15 protein-coding genes are annotated in these 20,257 nt (G+C 71.3%); 7 read left to right on the top strand and 8 right to left on the bottom strand.

Features of this window, described 5'->3' with window-relative positions:
- Window positions 1–203: 203 nt before the first annotated feature.
- Window positions 204–3,050 carry a preprotein translocase subunit SecA gene (gene secA, locus ACFCXS_RS39105; protein WP_376648106.1) on the bottom strand — a complete coding sequence of 949 codons (2,847 nt, stop codon included), beginning with the start codon at window positions 3,048–3,050 and terminating at the stop codon, window positions 204–206.
- 281 nt (window positions 3,051–3,331) lie between these two features.
- On the opposite strand from secA, the gene ACFCXS_RS39110 reads away from it, so the two are divergent.
- Complete coding sequence (locus tag ACFCXS_RS39110) at window positions 3,332–3,898, top strand: GNAT family N-acetyltransferase (RefSeq protein ID WP_376648107.1); 567 nt, start codon at window positions 3,332–3,334, stop codon at window positions 3,896–3,898.
- Window positions 3,899–3,967: 69 nt separating this feature from the next.
- On the top strand, window positions 3,968–5,140 hold the full coding sequence (locus ACFCXS_RS39115) for a winged helix-turn-helix domain-containing protein (RefSeq protein WP_376648108.1): 1,173 nt from the start codon (window positions 3,968–3,970) through the stop codon (window positions 5,138–5,140).
- 9 nt (window positions 5,141–5,149) lie between these two features.
- On the opposite strand, the gene ACFCXS_RS39120 is transcribed toward ACFCXS_RS39115, so the two are convergent.
- From ACFCXS_RS39120 to mtnA, 7 genes are all read right to left on the bottom strand, one after another.
- Window positions 5,150–5,896: a response regulator gene (locus ACFCXS_RS39120; RefSeq protein ID WP_376648109.1), complete on the bottom strand. Its 747-nt coding sequence runs from the start codon at window positions 5,894–5,896 to the stop codon at window positions 5,150–5,152.
- 205 nt (window positions 5,897–6,101) lie between these two features.
- On the bottom strand, window positions 6,102–6,797 hold the full coding sequence (gene hpf, locus ACFCXS_RS39125) for a ribosome hibernation-promoting factor, HPF/YfiA family (RefSeq protein ID WP_033308245.1): 696 nt from the start codon (window positions 6,795–6,797) through the stop codon (window positions 6,102–6,104).
- A 311-nt stretch (window positions 6,798–7,108) separates the two neighbouring features.
- Window positions 7,109–8,032 (bottom strand): ComF family protein, encoded by a 924-nt coding sequence (locus ACFCXS_RS39130; RefSeq protein WP_376648110.1) that lies wholly within the window; start codon window positions 8,030–8,032, stop codon window positions 7,109–7,111.
- Window positions 8,033–8,313: 281 nt separating this feature from the next.
- Entirely contained in the window at window positions 8,314–10,143 is a 1,830-nt protein-coding gene (locus tag ACFCXS_RS39135; protein WP_376648111.1) for an LpqB family beta-propeller domain-containing protein, read from the bottom strand.
- Window positions 10,133–12,373, bottom strand: a complete 2,241-nt coding sequence (gene mtrB / locus ACFCXS_RS39140) for an MtrAB system histidine kinase MtrB (RefSeq protein ID WP_376648112.1) — start codon at window positions 12,371–12,373, stop codon at window positions 10,133–10,135. Before mtrB ends, ACFCXS_RS39135 begins: the two co-directional genes overlap by 11 nt.
- Before the next feature lies 1 nt (window position 12,374).
- Window positions 12,375–13,064 (bottom strand): two-component system response regulator MtrA, encoded by a 690-nt coding sequence (mtrA, locus tag ACFCXS_RS39145; protein WP_009188938.1) that lies wholly within the window; start codon window positions 13,062–13,064, stop codon window positions 12,375–12,377.
- A 176-nt stretch (window positions 13,065–13,240) separates the two neighbouring features.
- Window positions 13,241–14,389 (bottom strand): S-methyl-5-thioribose-1-phosphate isomerase, encoded by a 1,149-nt coding sequence (mtnA, locus tag ACFCXS_RS39150; protein WP_376648113.1) that lies wholly within the window; start codon window positions 14,387–14,389, stop codon window positions 13,241–13,243.
- Window positions 14,390–14,529: 140 nt separating this feature from the next.
- On the opposite strand from mtnA, the gene ACFCXS_RS39155 reads away from it, so the two are divergent.
- Genes ACFCXS_RS39155 through ACFCXS_RS39175 form a run of 5 tightly spaced genes read left to right on the top strand, consistent with a single transcriptional unit; the run spans window position 14,530 to window position 20,134 of the window.
- Window positions 14,530–15,870: a glycerophosphoryl diester phosphodiesterase membrane domain-containing protein gene (locus ACFCXS_RS39155; protein ID WP_376648114.1), complete on the top strand. Its 1,341-nt coding sequence runs from the start codon at window positions 14,530–14,532 to the stop codon at window positions 15,868–15,870.
- Window positions 15,871–15,874: 4 nt separating this feature from the next.
- On the top strand, window positions 15,875–16,642 hold the full coding sequence (locus ACFCXS_RS39160) for a DUF4129 domain-containing protein (RefSeq protein ID WP_376648115.1): 768 nt from the start codon (window positions 15,875–15,877) through the stop codon (window positions 16,640–16,642).
- Complete coding sequence (locus tag ACFCXS_RS39165; RefSeq protein WP_376648116.1) at window positions 16,639–17,835, top strand: DUF4350 domain-containing protein; 1,197 nt, start codon at window positions 16,639–16,641, stop codon at window positions 17,833–17,835. Before ACFCXS_RS39160 ends, ACFCXS_RS39165 begins: the two co-directional genes overlap by 4 nt.
- Window positions 17,835–18,824, top strand: coding sequence for an AAA family ATPase (locus tag ACFCXS_RS39170; RefSeq protein ID WP_376648118.1), 990 nt, complete (start codon window positions 17,835–17,837; stop codon window positions 18,822–18,824). Before ACFCXS_RS39165 ends, ACFCXS_RS39170 begins: the two co-directional genes overlap by 1 nt.
- Window positions 18,824–20,134 carry a DUF58 domain-containing protein gene (locus tag ACFCXS_RS39175; RefSeq protein ID WP_376648117.1) on the top strand — a complete coding sequence of 437 codons (1,311 nt, stop codon included), beginning with the start codon at window positions 18,824–18,826 and terminating at the stop codon, window positions 20,132–20,134. The genes ACFCXS_RS39170 and ACFCXS_RS39175 overlap by 1 nt, the downstream gene beginning before the upstream one ends.
- Window positions 20,135–20,257: the final 123 nt, after the last annotated feature.

Below are 20,257 nucleotides of genomic sequence, written 5' to 3' on the forward strand. Positions count from 1 at the left end.
GTACGCTGGTGCGGTTGCGCGGCCCCCCGCCCCGCACCCACAAAAATCACGGCCCAACCCCCCCCCCCCCCCCCCAACCCCCCTCCCGTTGGGGGGCCGGACACCCGGCCCGTCACGGGGAGGGTCGGACACCCAGCCCCCCCCATGACGAGGGGCCGGACACCCGCAGGTGTCCGGCCCCTCGAGCCGCTACGCGGCAACCGTCACTTCTTGCGACGCCCCCGGCTCCGCGCCTGCTTGCGCCGCTCCGCGCGGGTCAGGCCGTCGGCCTCGGAGCGCACCGGCTCGCCGTCCTCCGTGAAGTCGCCCTCGATCGTGCCGCCCTCGCCGTCGACCGTCGGTGCGGAGAAGTGGAGGTTGCGCCGCTGCGGGACGTCGAGCCCCTTGGCACGGATCTCCGGACGGGAACCCGCCTGAGCCGGCACCGCGTCGTGCTTCTCCAGGTCGGCCACCGGCTTGGTGTCCTCGACCTCGACCTCCTCGACCTGCTGCTCGACCTGGACCTCCAGGTTGAACAGGTAGCCGACGGACTCCTCCTTGATGCCCTCCATCATGGCGGTGAACATGTCGAAGCCCTCGCGCTGGTACTCGACCAGCGGGTCCTTCTGCGCCATGGCGCGCAGGCCGATGCCCTCCTGGAGGTAGTCCATCTCGTAGAGGTGCTCGCGCCACTTGCGGTCCAGGACCGACAGCACGACCCGGCGCTCCAGCTCACGCATGATCTCGGAGCCGAGCTGCTCCTCACGCGCCTGGTACTGGTCGTGGATGTCGTCCTTGATGGAGTCGCCGATGAACTCGGCGGTCAGGCCCGCCCGGTCACCGGCGGCCTCCTCCAGCTCCTCGATCGTGACGTTGCACGGGTAGAGCTGCTTGAAGGCGCCCCACAGCCGGTCGAGGTCCCAGTCCTCCGGGAAGCCCTCGGCGGTCTCGGCCTGGACGTAGGCGTCGATGGTGTCGTCCATGAAGTGCTGCACCTGCTCGTGCAGGTCCTCGCCCTCCAGGACGCGGCGGCGCTCGCCGTAGATGACCTCACGCTGGCGGTTGAGAACCTCGTCGTACTTCAGGACGTTCTTACGGGTCTCGAAGTTCTGCTGCTCGACCTGCGACTGGGCGGAGGCGATCGCGCGGGTGACCATCTTGTTCTCGATCGGCACGTCGTCCGGGACGTTCGCCATGGACATCACGCGCTCGACCATCTGGGCCTTGAACAGCCGCATCAGGTCGTCACCGAGGGAGAGGTAGAAGCGGGACTCGCCCGGGTCGCCCTGTCGGCCGGAACGACCACGCAGCTGGTTGTCGATGCGCCGCGACTCGTGCCGCTCGGTGCCCAGCACGTAGAGCCCGCCGAGCCTCTCGACCTCGTCCTTCTCGGCCTGGACGGCCTTCTCGGCGCGCTTGAGCGCCTCGGGCAGGGCGTGCGCCCACTCCTCGATGTGCTCCTCGGGGTCGAGGCCGCGCTGGCGCAGCTCGGCCTCGGCGAGGTCCTCGGGGTTGCCGCCGAGCTTGATGTCCGTACCACGGCCGGCCATGTTGGTGGCCACCGTGACGGCGCCCTTGCGGCCGGCCTGGGCGACGATCGTCGCCTCCCGGTCGTGCTGCTTGGCGTTCAGCACCTCGTGCTGGATGCCGCGCTTGCTGAGCTGCTGCGAGAGGTACTCGGACTTCTCGACCGAGGTGGTACCGACGAGGATCGGCTGACCCTTGCGGTGCTTCTCCTCGATGTCGTCGACGACCGCCTCGAACTTGGCGACCTCGGTCCGGTAGATCAGGTCCGACTGGTCCTTGCGGACCATGGGCCGGTTGGTCGGGATCGGCACCACGCCGAGCTTGTAGATCTGGTGGAACTCGGCGGCCTCGGTCATGGCCGTACCGGTCATGCCGGACAGGCCGGGCTGTTCCTTGCCCTTGTGGTCGTGGCGCTTGTAGAGGCGGAAGAAGTTCTGCAGGGTGATCGTGGCGAGCGTCTGGTTCTCGTCCTTGATCGGCACCGCTTCCTTGGCCTCGATGGCCTGGTGCATGCCCTCGTTGTAGCGGCGGCCCGCGAGGATACGTCCGGTGTGCTCGTCGACGATCATGACCTCGTCGTCGATGATGACGTAGTCCTTGTCCTTCTTGAACAGCTCCTTGGCCTTGATGGCGTTGTTCAAGTAGCCCACCAGCGGGGTGTTCACCGACTCGTAGAGGTTGTCGATGCCCAGCCAGTCCTCGACCTTGGCGACACCGGACTCGTGGATGGCGACCGTGCGCTTCTTCTCGTCGACGTCGTAGTCGCCGGTCTCCTCGATGCCCCTGAGCGGCTGGCCGGCCTCGCCGCGCTTGAGGCGCTGCACCAGCTTGGCGAAGTCCCCGTACCACTTGGTGGCCTGGTCGGCCGGGCCCGAGATGATCAGCGGCGTACGGGCCTCGTCGACGAGGATGGAGTCGACCTCGTCGACGATGGCGAAGTTGTGGCCGCGCTGGACGAGCTCGTCCTGGGACCACGCCATGTTGTCGCGCAGGTAGTCGAAGCCGAACTCGTTGTTCGTGCCGTACGTGATGTCGCAGGCGTACTGCTCGCGGCGCTGAGCCGGCGTCATGTTGGCGAGGATGCAGCCGACCTCGAGGCCCAGGAACCGGTGGACGCGGCCCATCATCTCGGAGTCGCGCTCGGCCAGGTAGTCGTTGACCGTGATGATGTGGACGCCCTCGCCGGACAGCGCGTTCAGATACGCCGGCAGCGTACCGACGAGGGTCTTGCCCTCTCCGGTCTTCATCTCCGCGACGTATCCCATGTGCAGGGCCGCGCCGCCCATCATCTGTACGTCGTAGTGCCGCTGGCCGAGGACGCGCTTGGCGGCCTCACGGACGGTGGCGAACGCCTCGGGCAGCAGGTCGTCCAGGGTCTCGCCGTCGGCGTAGCGCTGCTTGTACTCATCGGTGAGAGCGCGCAGCTCGGCGTCGGAGAGGTCGACGAAGTCCTCTTCGATGGAGTTGACCTGGTCCGCGATGCGGTGCAGCTTGCGCAGGATCTTGCCTTCGCCTGCACGCATGATCTTCGAGAGGACGGACACGGGGGTTGGTCTCCTTGCCGGTCGGGCCTGGGACGGTCGGTTACCACTTGACTTACTGAGCAACGGCCATCGTATGCGAGGACCCCACCGCGCCGGGAGGGCCTGCCGTGACGGCGACCGTCCGCTGCTTCAATTCTGATTCACGTCTGCTTCAAAGGGGACAACGTGCGGCACCCCCGGATAGTGCCGCACCTCCCCACCGAATTGCACAAAGCGTGATCACTCCCTCACCGAGAGCAAAACAGGTGACGCTTCGGCCCGTCGCCGAGCAGAATCGGCCGATGGACCCCGTCACCCTCACCACGGACCGCCTCCTGCTGCGCACGGTGGGCTCGCCGGACACCGACGCGGTGTACGACGCCTGTCAGGACCCCGACATCCAGCGCTGGACCACGATCCCCTCGCCCTACGAGCGCGAGCACGCCCGGAGCTTCACGGAACAACTCGTCCCGGACGGCTGGACGGACGGCTCCATGTTCACCTTCGGCGTCTTCCTGCACTCCGGAGAGCTGGCGGGCATGATCGGCATCACGATGCGCGCCCTGGGCATGGGCGAGATCGGCTACTGGGCCGCGAAGCAGCACCGCGCCAACGGCTACGTCACCGAGGCCGCCCTCACCGCCTGCCGCTGGTCCTTCACCCACGCCGCGCTCGACCGCGTCGAATGGCGGGCGACCGTGGGCAACCACGCCTCCCGCGCGGTCGCGGAACGAGCGGGCTTCACTGTCGAGGGCACGCTGCGCTCCGCCACCAACAACAAGGGAGTACGCCACGACACCTGGGTCGGGTCCCTGCTCCCCTCCGACCTGGGCCTGCCGTCGACGGCCCCGTACCTGCCGGCGCGCTGACCGTCTCGGCCTCCCGGGTGATTCCGCAGGTCACACGGCACTGTCAGTCCCACCCCCTACTCTGCGGCCATGACCACCCCGCCCCCCATCGCAGACCTCTCCGCCGACGAGGCCCGCAGAATCGCGCTCCGCGCCCAGGGCTTCCTCGGCGCGCCCGACCGCCGCTCCGGCGTCCGCGGCGTCCTCCGTCACCTGGGCGCGATACAGCTCGACACCATCTCGGTCCTGGCCCGCTCCCATGAACTCGTCCCGTACGCCCGTCTGGGCGCGGTGGGCCGCAAGACGGTGGAGGACGCCTACTGGCGGGACACGCACTCCTTCGAGTACTGGTCGCACGCCGCGTGCATCCTGCCCATCGAGGAGTGGCCCCACTTCGCCTTCCGCCGCCGGGCCTACCGCAACCGCCCGCACTGGAACCACGAACTCCCCGACGGCGCCTACGACCAGGTCATCAAGCAGCTCCGCTCCGAAGGCCCCCTCACGGCGACCGAGCTGGGAGGCGCGAAGAAGACGAGCGACTGGTGGGACTGGTCCGGCTCCAAGGTCGCCGTCGAACGCGCCCTGATGTACGGCGAGGTGGTCTGCGTGGAGCGCCGCGGCTGGAAGCGCCTCTACGACCTCGCCGAGCGCGCCGTCCCCACGGAGCTGCTGCACGACGAGCTGGACGACACCGAGTGCCTGCGCCGCCTGGTCCGGCTGGCCGGCCGTTCCCTCGGGGTCGGCACGCGCGCGGACATCGCGGACTACCACCGCCTCAAGGGCGAGCAGGTCGACGCGGTGATCGGCGATTCGGGCCTGGTCCCGGTCACGGTCGAGGGCTGGGGCAAGCCCGCCTGGGCCGACCCCGCGGCCCTTCGGACGCCCCCACGCGGCCGCCACCGCACCACGCTCCTGTCGCCCTTCGACTCCCTGATCTGGGAGCGGGCGCGCACGGAGCGGATCTTCGGTTTCACACACCGTCTGGAGGCCTACGTCCCCAAACAGAAGCGTGTGTACGGCTACTTCGCCATGCCGGTGCTGGCCGGGGGGCATCTCGTCGGCCGTGTGGACCCGGCCCGGGAGGGGCGCACACTGGTGGCCAAGCAGGTCACGCTGGACGGCCCCAAGGCGGTCCCGGCTGTCGCCCAGGCCCTGGCGGAGGCGGCGACCTGGGTGGACTGCACGGACGTCCGTGTGGAACAGGTCGACACGCCGGGCCTGCGCGAGCCCCTGACGAGAGAGCTCGCCCGTGCTCTCGGCTGAGACCGGCCCCTAGCGGATTTCGAGAATCTTCTCCCGCATCGCGTACACCACCGCTTCCATCCTGGAGTGCAGCTGCAGCTTCTCCAGGATGTTGCGGACGTGGTTCTTCACGGTGTTCTCGGAGATGAACAACTCCTTGGCGATGTCCCGGTTGTTCATGCCCGTGGCGACGAGCTTGAGGACTTCGAGTTCACGGTCGGTCAGACGCGGTGCGGGCACCAGCCGCCGTTCGTCCGTGCGCTGGATCATCGACTTGAACTCGGTGAGGAGTTTCGACGCCATGGACGGGCTGATCTGTGACTGTCCGTCGGCCACCGCGCGAATGGCGGTGGCCACCTCGTCCGTGGAGATCTCCTTGAGGAGATAGCCGGTAGCGCCCGCCTTGATGGCGTCGTAGAGATCGGCTTCCTCGTCGCTGATCGTCAGCATGATGATCTTTGCACTGGGTGCCACCTCCTTGATGGAGGTGCAGGCCTCGATCCCGCCCCGCTTGGGCATCCGCACGTCCATCAGGATGATGTCGGGCAGCAGGTCGGCGGCCTTCTCCACGGCCTCGGCTCCGTCGCCCGCCTCCCCGATGACCTGGATGTCCTCTTCGGCGGCGAGCACGATCTCCAGGCCACGGCGGAACAAGGCGTGGTCGTCCACCACAAGGACTCTGATCGGTTCCTTGCGTGGGGTCCCCGAGTCCGGGCCCATGCCGACGACGCCGCCGTCGGCATCCTCGTCACGCATCGGTCCGAAACTGTCCGCCATCGTTCCTCCCCCTGAAGGCTGTGGCCTTGAGTCCTGAGCCATCGCCAACCCAGAGCAACGACCCACCGGTTGGGCCGTGGTCACCATGATTTCATGCCGGGACGACACCGGGGTGCCGGAGCGGGGCGCGAAGTGGTCGCACGGAGGTGCCCCTGGGGGCGCACACGCGCTCCAGGGGCACCTGTTCCGCTGTCACCCGGCATGGTCAGCCGCCGAGCGCACCACCCGCGTCAGGAGAGTGCGCCTGTGTGACCATCGTGTCGGTGCTGAGGTGGATCACGCCATAGTCGTAGGCGTGCCGTCGGTAGACGACACTCGGTTCCTTGGTCTCGGAGTCGACGAACAGATAGAAGTCGTGCCCGACCAGCTCCATCTCGTAGAGAGCCTGGTCGAGGGTCATGGGGGCTGCGACGTGCGTCTTCTCACGGACGACGATGGGACCGTCACCCTGCACTTCCAGCGAGCCGATCTTCTTCGTGGGTACGGCCTCGGGCTCCTCCTCGGAGGCCGGCACCAGGCCGTTTCCGTTGAGCGTCGCCACGCCCGGGACGTGGTCGGCGACCTCGGCGGCCGGGATCCGGCGCGCGCCACGGCGCGAGTACCGCTTGTCGTGCTGCCTGCGCAGCCGGGCCTCCAGCTTTTCCGCCGCCAGGTCGAGCGCCGCGTACGGATCGCTCGCCGCTGCCTCCGCCCGGATCACCGGGCCGCGGGAGCGGAGCGTGATCTCCACTCGGTCACAGCGGTCGGCCTGCCGGGGGTTGGGCTCCTTGGACACCTCGACGTCGAGGCTGATCACCTTGCCATCGAGCTTCTGGATCTTCTCCAGCTTCAGCTTCTCGGCCACGTGCTTCCGGAACCGCTCGGGCACCTCGGTCTTGCGGCCCTTGACGACGATGTCCACGCAGAACTCCGTTCCCGGATCGCTCCGCTTCGATGCGGAGCGTCTCCCTTTTGCACCAGGCTCCGGTGAGTCCCGGAACCTCGGACTCGCGGTGACTTCCACCTCCTCCCCCGAGAGCGAGATCTCCACTCCACCGCCGCGAGTGAGGAAAAAACCCGCAGTACGGCATTCGGATTGAAGAGGTGTGGCCTGCGGCTTTCCCTCTCAACCGAACATATCTCGCCCGGCCGGATGTCGTCACCCTCTACTGCCGCGTACCTCCGTTCAGGTGAAAAGGCCTTCTCGTTACCTGCAACGACACAAGATCTCAATCAGTTCCGGTTTATTTCGAAAGAGTCCGGTGAGGCCGCGACCACCGCCGCGCACGCCACGTCAACGACTCCGTCGGCGTCGGCCCCGCCCGCATTCACCTGCCGGGCAGGCCTCCGGCCCGTCCTCTCTCGCCTTGATCCGACGTTCTGTTCCTCTCTGCTTTCCCAGGTCTCTCCCCCGTACACGGCCGAAGTTCCTGCATCGCTCCAAATCGGCCCCGTGGCCCCGGGATGCGTCCGAGGCCGATCCGAGGCGGCCCGCACGGCGCGTGCGGCCTCGGCCAGGGACGCCCCCGTGGTCATCACGTCGTCGACGAGGACGACCGGCCCCTGACGGAGCAGCCGGGCACCTCCCGGCGCCACCGCCAGCGCGCCCGCGAGATTGGCCAGTCGCTGCCGGGAGTTGAGTCCCGACTGGTCGGCCACGGCCCGCCGCTGCCGCAGCACGCCCACCACCCGGGCCGGAAGCCCCCTGCGCCGCAACTCACCCGCCGCCGCGAGCGCGATCCGCCGCGCCGGATCATGCCCCCGGGCCCGCACGGCCCGCCTCCCGGACGGCACGGGCACGAGCAGCACGGGGACCCTGCCGCCCCGGGACCACTCCGCCCCGTCCCCCGCCGAAACCGGACCGCCCCGAAGCCCCGCGTACACGGCTCCCGCCAGCGCCACCCCGAGCGGTCCCGCGAGCGCCAGGGCGCCCCGCTCCTTGTGGGCCAGCAGTGTCGCCCGGACCTCGTCCGCGTACCGCGCGGCCGCATACACGACCGGCAGCGCGGGCGGCTCCGGCACCGGCCGCACCCGGTGCACCGCCCCTCCGCTCAGCACCCGACGGCACCGCGCGCACAGCACCGTACGAGGCACCCCGCAGCCTCCGCACTCGCCCGGCAGCACCAGGTCGGTCAGGTCCTGCCACCACCCCCGCATGGCCACCACTGTGGCGACCCGGGACCGCCCCCGCCACCCCTGTGGACAACTGCCTGTGGACAACCGACCGCCCCGCCACCTGCGCATCCCCCACACGAGTGACACCCTGCGGAACACAAACGCCCGGGGCACGAGCGGCCCCCTGGACGGACCGGGTACGAGCGACGCCCTCGGGAGGCACGAGCAGCCCCGGACACACCGACGGCCGCCCCGACGAGACCCACCTCGTCAGCAGCCGCCGCCCGCACCCTGGTCACACCTGCCACCGGGGCGGGAACACCTCACCCCGGATAGACCGGCGCCGTCCCCTCCGTCACCTTCTGCCACTGCTCGCCCGACGGCAGGCGGACGATGCCGTCCACCGAGTACGCCACCAGCGGCAGCTGGTCGTCCTCGGAGGCGGTGACCTCCTTGACCCCGGTCAGGGCCGCGGGGGCCGGCACGTCGGGCGTGGAGCCGTCGACCTGGACGTACCGCATCTGCTCCACCCCGCCGTGCTCGCGCCCGACCACCACGAGGCGGCTGTCCCCGGCCCACGACATGGTGGTGACCTCCTCCAACTCCGGCGTCGCGGAGCGCAGTTCGGCCACACTGACGGCCGGCTTCGCACCCGGCCTCTCGTCCCGCTCGATCAGCCCCACGAGCAGGGTCTTCTTGCCGCCCTTCTCCACGACCAGCGCGATCCGCACGCCGTCGGCGGCCACCCGCACGGACTGGATCCGTCCGCCCAGGTGCGGCATGCGCACCTCCACCGGGTCGCCCTTGCCGTCCTGGAAGAGGACCAGCCGGGGATGGTCCGGGTCGCGGTCGGCCACCCACAAGCCGTCGTCCGCGTCCCAGCTGGGCGTCGTCAGCCGGTCCTTCTCGGCACGGCCCTGGCTGCGCAGCACCGGCTCGCCCAGCGAACCGCCCGAGACCAGCGATCCCACGTACAGCGACTTGCCGTCGAGACTGACCCCGGCCGCGGTGTGTTCGTCACGCGAGACCGCCACCGACCGCAGCGCCGTCTCGCCCTCGCCGAGCGCTCCGGGCGCCGGGTCCGGCTTGGTGCCGCTGTTGCCCGCGGGGATCCGTACGAGCCGGTGCTCGCCGTCCACGAAGTACAGGTAGTCGGGGTGCCGCGCCGAGCTCCTGGTGGCGGCCGTGTCGGCCTCGCCCTGCGTGAGCGAGCACAGTTCCGACCCGTCGGCCCGCAGCCCGACCTCGTCCACGGCCGGGCTGAGGTTCCGCAGCGTGAACAGGATCTGTGCGGCCATCTCCCGGCACCGGTTCACTCCGATGCTCGCGGCCTTGTCGTTGAGCGGGACCGTCAGCCTGTTCCGGTCGTCCGGCGTCAGCGTGTCGGCGTCCTTCGCCAGGGCCGTACCGGTCGGGAAGCTCGACCTGACCACCGGCCCGAGCCACCGTGTGGGCCCCTTGAGCAGGGAGCTCACCACCTGTGTCATGGGCTCCACGCGCCGGCGCACGTAGACGGGGTCGGCGACTGCCGTGGGCTGCGCGTTCGACCCGGTCGCGGAGGTGTTCGAAGCGAAGTAGTACTTGCTGACGGACATGTAATTGCGCTGGAAGTCCGACTCGCCCATGACGACACCCTGCGGCAACGCGTCGATCCGCCACTGCCGTTTGGCGTCCTGCGTCAGGTGCACGCTCCTGCCGTACGCGCCGGTGGCCGGTGCGTACGCCTGCTGCGCGTCGACGGTGGCGACCTTGGTGCCCGTGAGCATGTAGGAGATCTCGCCGGTGGCCTCTCCGCCACCGCCCGCCTCGGGCTTGGCGCCCGGCCCGTCGGTCAGCACCGTGGCGGACACCTCGGGCCGCCAGGTCTTCGCGGCCTGGCCGGTCAGATACTGACGAGCGGTCTTGTAGTGCGGATCGTCGCTGGTGAGCGCCTCCAGGAAGCCCTGCACGATCTCCGAGGGCGGCGCGTCCTCCCCCGGCGGCACGGCGAACACCCGCACCTGCGTCTCCTGGCGCGGGGTGGACTCCACGCCCCGCAGGTCCCCGCTGTCCGGCATCGAGGCGCACCCCGCCAGCACCAGGACACCGCCGGCGGCGTACGCCATCACGCGCGCGGGCCTGTGCCGGCCGCGCCCCTCGCGGTCAGCGCCCACGAGATGCCTCCCCTTGCCTGTCCACGTCCCCCCGCTCGGCCTCCCGGCCACGAGGGCCCGCGGAGCCGTTGTTCTCGTCCCGTGGCCCGTTCGCCGCCGGGTTCCCTCCGGTGGGGCCGCCGGCATCCTCGTCGCTCCCGACACGGCCTCCGGCACCCTCGTCGCGCCTGGTGCCCTCGTCGCGCCCGGTGCCCTCCCGGCCGCTCGGGCCCGCACCCGGGTCGTACTGCTTCTCCTCCGGCGCTTCGTCCTGCGGTCGCGTGCCCGAGGCGGGCCTGGGCACCACGCGCGAACCATTGCCGGGCAGCGCCGTCGGGTCCGCCGTCGGGGTGGCACGCGGAGGTATCGGGTCCCGCTTCGACCCCTGCGGCACCGGTCCGCTCACCGGCTGTGCCGGTACGGTCGCCCGCTTCTCGCCGTCCCCGCCGCTCGGCAGTCCGGCGTCGTCGAGACCCCGGTTCCGCCGGGAGTCCTTGGGCTCCAGCGGTATCGGGGAGCCCCGCAGCGGCTCGTCGGCGGTCCTGGGCAGCGTCAGCCGGAACTGCGAGCCGCCGCCCGGCTCGCCCCACGCCTGCAGCCAGCCGCCGTGCAGCCGCGCGTCCTCCAGGGCGATGGACAGCCCCAGACCCGTACCCCCCGTGGTACGCGCGCGTGCCGGGTCGGCCCGCCAGAAGCGACTGAACACCCGGGTCGCCTCGCCCGGCTTGAGCCCGACCCCGTAGTCCCGTACCGCCACGGCGACCGCACCGCCCGCCGCGGCGAGCTTGACCACGACGTCCTTGCCGTCGCCGTGCTCGACGGCGTTGACGACGAGGTTGCGCAGCACCCTCTCCACGCGCCGGGCATCGGCCTCGGCGACGACGGGCTGCTGGTCACCACGGATCCGGATCCGGCTGCCCTTGCGCTCCGCGAGCGGCTCGGCCCCGCTGACCACCCGCCGTACGACGTCCCTGAGGTCTATCGGCTCGGCCTCCAGCGCCGCGGCGCCCGCGTCGAACCGGCTGATCTCCAGGAGGTCCGCGAGCAGCGACTCGAACCGGTCCAGCTGGTCGGCGAGCAGCTCCGCCGACCGCGCGGTGATCGGGTCGAAGTCCTCCCGCGCCTCGTGGATGACGTCCGCGGCCATCCGTACGGTCGTCAGCGGCGTACGCAGCTCGTGCGACACGTCCGACACGAACCGCCGCTGCATCCGCGACAGGTCCTCCAGCTGGCTGATCTTCAGCTGGAGGTTCTGGGCCATCTTGTTGAAGGCCTCACCGAGCCGTGCGATGTCGTCCTCGCCGGTGACCTTCATACGTTCCTGGAGCCGCCCGGCCGACAGCCGCTCGGCGATCCCGGCCGCCATCCGCACCGGCGTGACGACCTGCCGCACGACGAGCCACGCGATGGCCCCGAGCAGGACCACCACGAACAGCCCGGCCGTCGCCAGCGTGCCCTTGACCAGGCTCAGCGACTTCTCCTCCTGGGTCAGCGGGAAGAGGTAGTACAGCTGGTACGGGTCGCCGTTGGGGTCGTTGACCTGCTTGCCGATGACCAGGCCCGGCTGGGAGTCCTGGGTCTCGTTGTTGTAGACGATCCGCGTGTAGCTCTGCGCGGCCGTCGTGTTGCCGCCGCCGATCCGCTCACGCAGGTCGGCCGGCACGCTCTTGCTCCAGTTCACCTCGCCCGAGGCACGCGGCCCACGCCCGCCGGTGCCGTCCGCGTCGGAGGCCGGGAGCGTGACCACGTCGAAGGCGCCCTGGCCACCGCTGGACAGCGACGAGACGAGGTCGCTCATCCACTGGATGACGTTCTGCGCGGGCCGGCCGTCCGCCGTGGCGACATCGTCGCCGGTGCCGCTCGCCGCCTCGTCGGCCCGCTGCTTGGCCACCGCGAAGCCACCCGTCGCCTGGCTCTGGGACGCCTTCACCTTGGCGTCCAGCAGGCCGTTGCGCACCTGCCCGATGACGACGAAGCCCAGCAGCAGCACCACGCCCAGCGACATCAGCAGGGTCGTGACGACGACCTTGAGCTGGATGTTGCGCCGCCACAGCCGCATGACGGGCAGCAGCGGCCGGCGCACCCACCGCATGAACAGGCGGATGACCGGGCTGCCCTGCATTCCGCCCTGGAGCAGCAGCCCGCTCTCCAGGAACCGCCCCCAGCGGGAGCCGGTCCTCTTCCGCCCGACAGGCCGCTCCGGGCGGGCCCCGGACCGGCCGGGCGCCGAAGCGGCACTGTCGCCGGACATGTCAGCTCGGCCCTGCCTTGTACCCGACGCCACGGACGGTCACCACGATCTCCGGCTTCTCCGGGTCCTTCTCGACCTTGGAGCGCAGCCGCTGCACATGGACGTTGACCAGCCGCGTGTCCGCCGCGTGCCGGTATCCCCAGACCTGCTCGAGCAGCACCTCGCGCGTGAACACCTGCCACGGCTTGCGCGCGAGCGCGACCAGCAGGTCGAACTCCAGCGGCGTCAGCGCGATCGACTGCCCGTCCCGCTTCACGGAGTGCCCCGCCACGTCGATGACCAGGTCACCGATGGCGAGCTGCTCCGGAGCGGGCTCCTCCGACCTCCTGAGCCGCGCCCGGATCCGGGCCACCAGCTCCTTGGGCTTGAACGGCTTCACGATGTAGTCGTCGGCGCCCGATTCCAGGCCCACGACCACGTCGACGGTGTCGCTCTTCGCCGTCAGCATCACGATCGGCACACCCGACTCGGCCCTGATCAGACGGCACACCTCGATGCCGTCCCGGCCGGGCAGCATCAGATCGAGCAGCACCAGATCGGGCTTGGCCTCGCGGAACGCGGCCAGCGCCTTGTCACCGTCGGCCACGAACGACGGCTCGAAACCCTCACCACGCAGCACGATGCCGAGCATCTCGGCCAGTGCGGTGTCGTCGTCGACGACAAGGACTCGTCCCTTCATAAACGACATCATCCCATTCTCATAACAGTGGCGAAGGCAGTGGTGAGGTAGGTCACCGGCCAGTGACCATAGTCGCAGCAAGCGCTACTGTCTGCCCTCGCCCGCCCGGAAATGATCTCCGGGGCAGGGCCGAGAGGCGAGGGCGCCGGAACCCGCCCGCACCCCGCGCACCCTGCGCGGCGCCCGACTCAGCCGGCCGCCACCCGGCGCGAGCGCGCACACACCTCCGCGAGTGCCTCAGCCGTCACAGGCGAAACGACCCCCTCCTCCGTGACGATCGCCGTCACCAACTCGGCCGGAGTCACGTCGAACGCCGGGTTGTACGCCTGCGTCCCCAGCGGCGCCACCGGAATCCCACCACCCGCCTCCGCACCGACCACCGGCACCTGCGGTGCCGTCACCTCGGTCACCTCGTGACCGGGACGCTGCTCCACCTCGACGGACGCCCCGTCCGCCGTGTCCAGATCCACCGTCGTCACCGGCGCCACCACGATGAACGGCACATGGTGGTACCGCGCCAGCACCGCCAGCGGATAGCTACCGACCTTGTTCGCCACCGAACCGTCCGCCGTGATGCGGTCCGCCCCGATCAGCACCGCGTCCACCTCCCCGGCAGCGAACAGCGACCCCGCGGCGTTGTCGGTGAGCAGCGTGTACGCCATCCCGCTGCGGGCCGCCTCGTACGCCGTCAGGCGAGCGCCCTGCAGCAGCGGCCGCGTCTCGTCCACCCACAACCGCCGCAGCCGCCCCGCCCGGTGCGCCCCGAGCGCCACCGCGAACGCCGTCCCCTCCCCACCCGACACCAGCGAACCGGTGTTGCAGTGGGTGAGAACCCGGTGCCCGCCACCGGGCAGCAACTCGTCCAGCAGCGCCAGCCCGTGCTCGGCCATCCGGCCACTGGCCTCGGCGTCCTCCCGGTGCAGCTGCCGCGCCGCGGCCAGCGCCGCCGCGGCCGCCTGCCGGACGTCACCGCCCTTGGCGAGCGCCGCCTCGTGCGCCGACTGCGCCCGGCGCACCCCCACGGCCAGGTTCACCGCGGTCGGCCGGGCACCCGCCAGCGCGGCCGCCGCGTCGCCCACGTCGAAGCCCCGCACGGCGGCGAGCGCGACACCGTACGCCCCCGCGATGCCGAGCAGCGGCGCCCCGCGCACCGCCAGCGAGCGGATCGCCTCCACGAGCGCGGACGCATCCGTACAGACCAGTTCGACCTCCTCGGCCGGCAGCCTCGTCTGGTCCAGCAGGACCAGAACGGGGCCTTCCGGTGGCTCCTCCCAGCGGATCGCCGGAATCTCGGTCGGCCGCTTGTCATCGCCGCTGTGCGCGTACTGATCAGCCATGTCGTCAGTCTGCCCCCTATCGAGCGGACAATTGAAGGTACGCAGCCCATACCGCGGCCGGTCACCCGAAGACCACCCCATGGCACGATGGCTGCCAACCTGCCACCGCGACCGCGGACGGGCACCGTGAAGGAGCGACGATGAACGACACTCCGGGCTGGGCCTCGCCCGGATCCGCCCCGTCCGACGGCCGGAAGCCGGACCAGTCCGGCCCTGCCGAGCCCACCGACCGCCCCGGCCCCGCACAGCCCGCCGACCAGCCGACCCAGGCCCCGCACGCCCCAGGCCCGCAGTGGTCCAAGGAACAGCCCCCACCGGCCCAGTGGTCCGCCCCCAGCGGCCCGACAGCCCCCGGCCAGGCTCCCCCTCCCCCGCCCCCCGGCCCGGGCTGGGGCAACCAGCCCCCCGGCGGATACGGCCCCGCGGGCCACGGCGGTCACGGCGCCCCCGGCCGCCCCGGCGGCTGGGGAAGCGGCTGGGGCGGTCCCCCGCCCGCCGCCAAGCCCGGCGTCATCCCGCTCCGCCCGCTCGGCGTGGGCGAGATCCTCGACGGCGCGGTCTCCACGATGCGCACCTACTGGCGCACGGTCCTGGGCATCTCGCTCACCGTCGCCGTCCTCACCGAGGTCATCGTCGTCCTGTTCCAGGGCCTCGTCCTGGACGACACCAGCACCACTGCCCTCAACGACCCCAGCGCCAGCCTCAGCGAGCTGAGCCGCGCCATGGGCGACGCCATGCTCAACTCCACCGTCGTCTTCGTGATCTCCCTGGTCGGCACCGTCATCGCGACCGCCCTGCTCACCACCGTCACCAGCCGCGCCGTCCTCGGCAAGTCGGTGACCATCGGCGAGGCCTGGCGGGACGCCCGCCCGCAGGTCCTCAAACTCTTCGGCCTCATCTGCGTGTTGCTGCTCATCACCGTCGGCGTCGTCACCGTGGGAGCCCTGCCCGGGCTCCTCGTGACCGTCGCCGGGAGCAGCGGCGCAGGCATCGCCCTCACCGTCCTCGGCATCATCGGCGCCGGCATCGTCGCCCTGTGGCTGGCGATCCGCTTCTCCCTCGCCTCTCCCGCCCTCATGCTGGAGAAGCAGGGCATCAAGAAGGCCATGAGCCGCTCCGCGAAGCTCGTCCAGGGCACCTGGTGGCGGATCTTCGGCATCCAGCTGCTCGCCACACTCATCGCGAACGTCGTCGCCTCGATCATCGTCATCCCCTTCACCCTGCTCGCCGCCACCCTCAGCGGCGACGGCCTCACCGGCTGGCTCGACGGCGGCTCCAGCATCGGCTGGACGTTCCTCATCGTCAGCGGCATCGGCTCGGTGATCGGCTCCATGATCACCTTCCCGATCACGGCGGGCGTCACGGTGCTCCTCTACATCGACCAGCGCATCCGCCGCGAGGCCCTCGACCTCGAACTGGCCCGCGCCGCCGGTGTCCAGGACTACGGCTCCACCGCCCCCGGCGCCACCCCGGGGAGCTGATGCGGTGAGCCGGGCGGGGGAACTTCTCACCACGGCGCTGCCACGCGCCGCAATACGAACGCTGCTGAGCGCCGGCGACACCTCGCTGCTGTCACCGGCCCGCTCCGCGGACGAGCCGCCCCTCACCGTTCCGCGCGACCCCGCGCGCGAGGCGGCCCGACGCGAGCTGTCCAAGCGGATGTACCACGAGAACGACCCCAGCCTCTTCCAGCGCACCCTCGACGCCTTCTGGGAGTGGCTCGGCAAACTCCTCAACGCCGCCTCGGACGCCACCCCCGGCGGCACACTCGGCCTGCTCGTCATCGTCCTGGCCGTCGTCGCGCTCCTGGCCGCCCTGTGGTGGCGCCTGGGCGCCCCACGCCGCCAACCCACCTCGTCCACGGCCCTGTTCGACGACCGCCCCCGCAGCGCCGCCGACCACCGCGCCGCCGCCGAGGCGCACGCCGCCCAGGGCCACTGGAGCCAGGCCGTCCAGGAACGCATGCGGGCCCTCGTCCGCGCCCTCGAGGAACGCGCCCTCCTCGACGTCCGCCCCGGCCGCACCGCCGACGAGGCGGCAGCCGAAGCCGGCCGGGCCCTGCCCGCCCACACCGACCGACTGCGCACCGCCGCCCGCGACTTCGACGACGTCACATACGGCGGCCGCTCGGCGACCGAGCAGTCGTACCACCGCATCGCCGAACTCGACCGCGACCTGGAACGCACCAAACCCCAGCTCGCGACGAGCAGCGCCACCACGGCCCCCCACACCCGCCAGGGAGCCGCCGAATGACCACCGAGGCCACCCTCACGTCCACCTCGGCCTCGCCCACCGCCCGCCAGGTGTGGACCCGCGCGCGCGGCATCGCCCTCGCCCTCGTGGTGCTCATCGCGGGAGCGATCGCCATCGCCGTCATCCGCTCCGACGCCCGCCACGGCGAACTCGACCCGCGCTCCGCCGACCCCTACGGCAGCCGCGCCGTCGCCGAACTCCTCGCCGACCGGGGCGTGGACACCCGCGTGGTCACCACCCTCGACGAAGCAGCCGCCGCGACCGGCCCGGACACCACCCTTCTGGTCGCCGTCCCCGACCTGCTGACCCCCAGTCAGCAGACCCGGCTGCACCAGGCCTTCGCAGAATCCCACGGCCGCACGGTCCTGGTCGCCTCCGGCAGCGCCTCCATCGAACGCCTCGCCCCCGGCGTCACCGCCGACCCCGCCACCAGCCTCGGCTCGACGCTCGCCCCCGACTGCGCGCTGCCCGCCGCCCGGCGCGCCGGCACCGCCGACACGGGCGGCGTCCGCTACTCCACCACCCATCTGGGCGCCGACCCGTGCTACCCCAGCGAACGTCTGGCCACCCTGCTGCGCATCCCGGACAAGCGCGGCGACGGCGACACCATCGCCCTCGGCGCGCCCGACATCCTCCTCAACGACCGCCTCGACGAGCACGGCAACGCCTCGCTCGCCCTGCAACTCCTCGGCTCCCGCCCCCACCTGGTCTGGTACCTCCCCTCGCTCTCCGACGCGTCGGCCACCGGCCCCGACGACGAACGCAGCTTCTTCGACCTGCTCCCCTCGGGCTGGCTCTGGGGCACCCTGCAGCTCTTCATCGCCGCAGCCCTGGCCGCCCTCTGGCGGGCACGCCGACTCGGCCCCCTCGTGCCCGAGAAACTCCCCGTCGCGATCCGCGCCTCCGAAACCGCCGAAGGCCGCGCCCGCCTCTACCGCAAGACCGACGCCCGAGACCGCGCGGCCAACGCTCTTCGCTCCACCATCCGCACCCGCCTCGCCCCCCTCACAGGCGTCCCCGTCACCCAGGCGCACGCGCCCGAGGCCCTTCTCCCCGCCCTGTCCGCCCACCTCCACGGCAACGGCCAGGACCTGCACGCCCTCCTCTTCGGACCACCGCCCAGCGACGACGCAGCACTCATCGCACTCGCCGACCGACTCGACGCCCTCGAAAGAGAGGTACGCCGTCCATGATGGACCCGACCACTGACAACGCCGGGAACACCGGGGCCCCGGGCACCGCCCGAGACGCCCTGGAGGCCCTGCGCGCCGAGATCGCCAAGGCCGTGGTCGGCCAGGACCCCGCCGTCACCGGCCTCGTCGTCGCCCTGCTCTGCCGCGGCCACGTCCTCCTCGAAGGCGTCCCCGGCGTCGCCAAGACCCTCCTGGTCCGCGCCCTCGCCGCCGCCCTCGAACTCGACACCAAGCGCGTCCAGTTCACCCCCGACCTGATGCCCAGCGACGTCACCGGCTCCCTGGTCTACGACACCCGCAGCGCCGAGTTCTCCTTCCAGCCCGGCCCGGTCTTCACCAACCTCCTCCTCGCCGACGAGATCAACCGCACGCCCCCCAAGACCCAGTCGTCCCTCCTGGAAGCCATGGAGGAACGCCAGGTCACCGTCGACGGCACCCCCCGCCCCCTCCCCGACCCGTTCCTGGTCGCCGCGACCCAGAACCCGGTCGAGTACGAGGGCACCTATCCACTCCCGGAAGCCCAGCTGGACCGCTTCCTCCTCAAACTGACCATCCCCCTCCCCTCCCGCCAGGACGAGATCGACGTCCTCACCCGCCACGCCGAGGGCTTCAACCCACGCGACCTCCACGCCGCCGGCGTACGCCCCGTAGCGGGCCCCGCCGACCTGGAAGCGGCCCGGGCCGCGGTCGCCAAGACGACCGTCTCCCCCGAGATCACCGCCTACGTCGTCGACATCTGCCGCGCCACCCGCGAGTCGCCGTCCCTCACCCTCGGCGTCTCCCCCCGAGGCGCCACGGCCCTCCTCGCCACGGCCCGCGCCTGGGCCTGGCTGACCGGCCGCGACTACGTCATCCCCGACGACGTGAAGGCACTCGCCCTCCCCACCCTCCGGCACCGCGTCCAACTGCGCCCGGAGGCCGAGATGGAAGGCGTGACGGCCGACTCCGTCATCAACGCGATCCTCACCCACGTCCCCGTCCCCCGCTGATGGCACTCACCGGACGCGCCGCCCTCCTCGCGGCCCTGGGCTCCCTCCCGGTCGGCATCTGGGAGCCCGGCTGGACGGGCATCCTGGCGGTCAACGCTCCCCTGGCCGTGGCGTGTGCCTGCGACTTCGCACTGGCCGCCCCCGTACGTCGGCTGGCCCTGACCCGCTCCGGCGACACCTCCGTACGCCTCGGCGACACGGCGGACGTGACCCTCACCGTCACCAACCCGTCCCGCCGCCCTCTCCGGGCCCGGCTCCGCGACGCCTGGCCCCCCAGCAGCTGGGAGCCGACCACGGAGATCACGGCCTCCCGCCACCGCCTCACGGTCCCCGCGGGCGAACGCCGCCGCGTGACCACCCGCCTCAGCCCCACCCGCCGGGGCGACCGCCAAGCCGACCGGATCACCATCCGCTCCTACGGCCCCCTCGGCCTCTTCTCCCGCCAGGGCACCCACAAGGCCCCGTGGACGGTACGCGTCCTGCCCCCGTTCACCAGCCGCAAGCACCTGCCCTCGAAGCTGGCCCGCCTGCGCGAACTGGACGGCCGTACCAGCGTCCTCACCCGCGGCGAAGGCACGGAGTTCGACAGCCTGCGCGAGTACGTCCCGGGCGACGACACCCGTTCCATCGACTGGCGCGCCACAGCCCGCCAGACCACGGTGGCCGTACGGACCTGGCGCCCCGAGCGCGACCGCCACATCCTGCTGGTCCTGGACACCGGCCGCACCTCGGCCGGCCGCGTGGGCGACGCACCCCGGCTCGACGCCGCGATGGACGCGGCCCTCCTCCTCGCTGCCCTCGCCTCCCGCGCCGGCGACCGCGTGGATCTCCTCGCCTACGACCGGAAAGTCCGGGCGCTCGTCCAGGGCCGCACCGCGGGCGATGTCCTTCCCGCTCTGGTCAACGCGATGGCCACACTCGAGCCGGAGCTCGTCGAAACGAATGCCCGGGGTCTTACGGCGACCGCCCTGCGCACGTCTCCTCGCCGCTCCCTGATCGTCCTGTTCACGACCTTGGACGCGGCTCCGATCGAGGAAGGCCTGCTTCCGGTCCTTTCCCAGCTCACCCAGCGCCACATGGTCTTGCTGGCCTCGGTAGCGGACCCGCACATCAGTGAGATGGCCAAGTCCCGCGGGAATGTGGAAGCCGTCTACGAGGCAGCCGCGGCCGCCCAGGCCCAGTCGGAACGCCACCGCACCGCGGAGCAACTCCGCCGCCACGGCGTCACGGTCGTCGACGCCACACCGGACGACCTGGCGCCGGCGCTGGCGGACGCGTATCTGGCCTTGAAGGCAGCCGGACGCCTCTGACGAACAGCGAGCCCCCGAAAGGGGGCCCAAACGCAGAAAACCCCCGCATCCGAAGATGCGGGGGTTTTCCCAAAAATTGTTCGGCGGCGTCCTACTCTCCCACAGGGTCCCCCCTGCAGTACC

Source organism: Streptomyces sp. NPDC056373 (genome assembly GCF_042262425.1).
Taxonomy (GTDB): Bacteria; Actinomycetota; Actinomycetes; order Streptomycetales; family Streptomycetaceae; genus Streptomyces.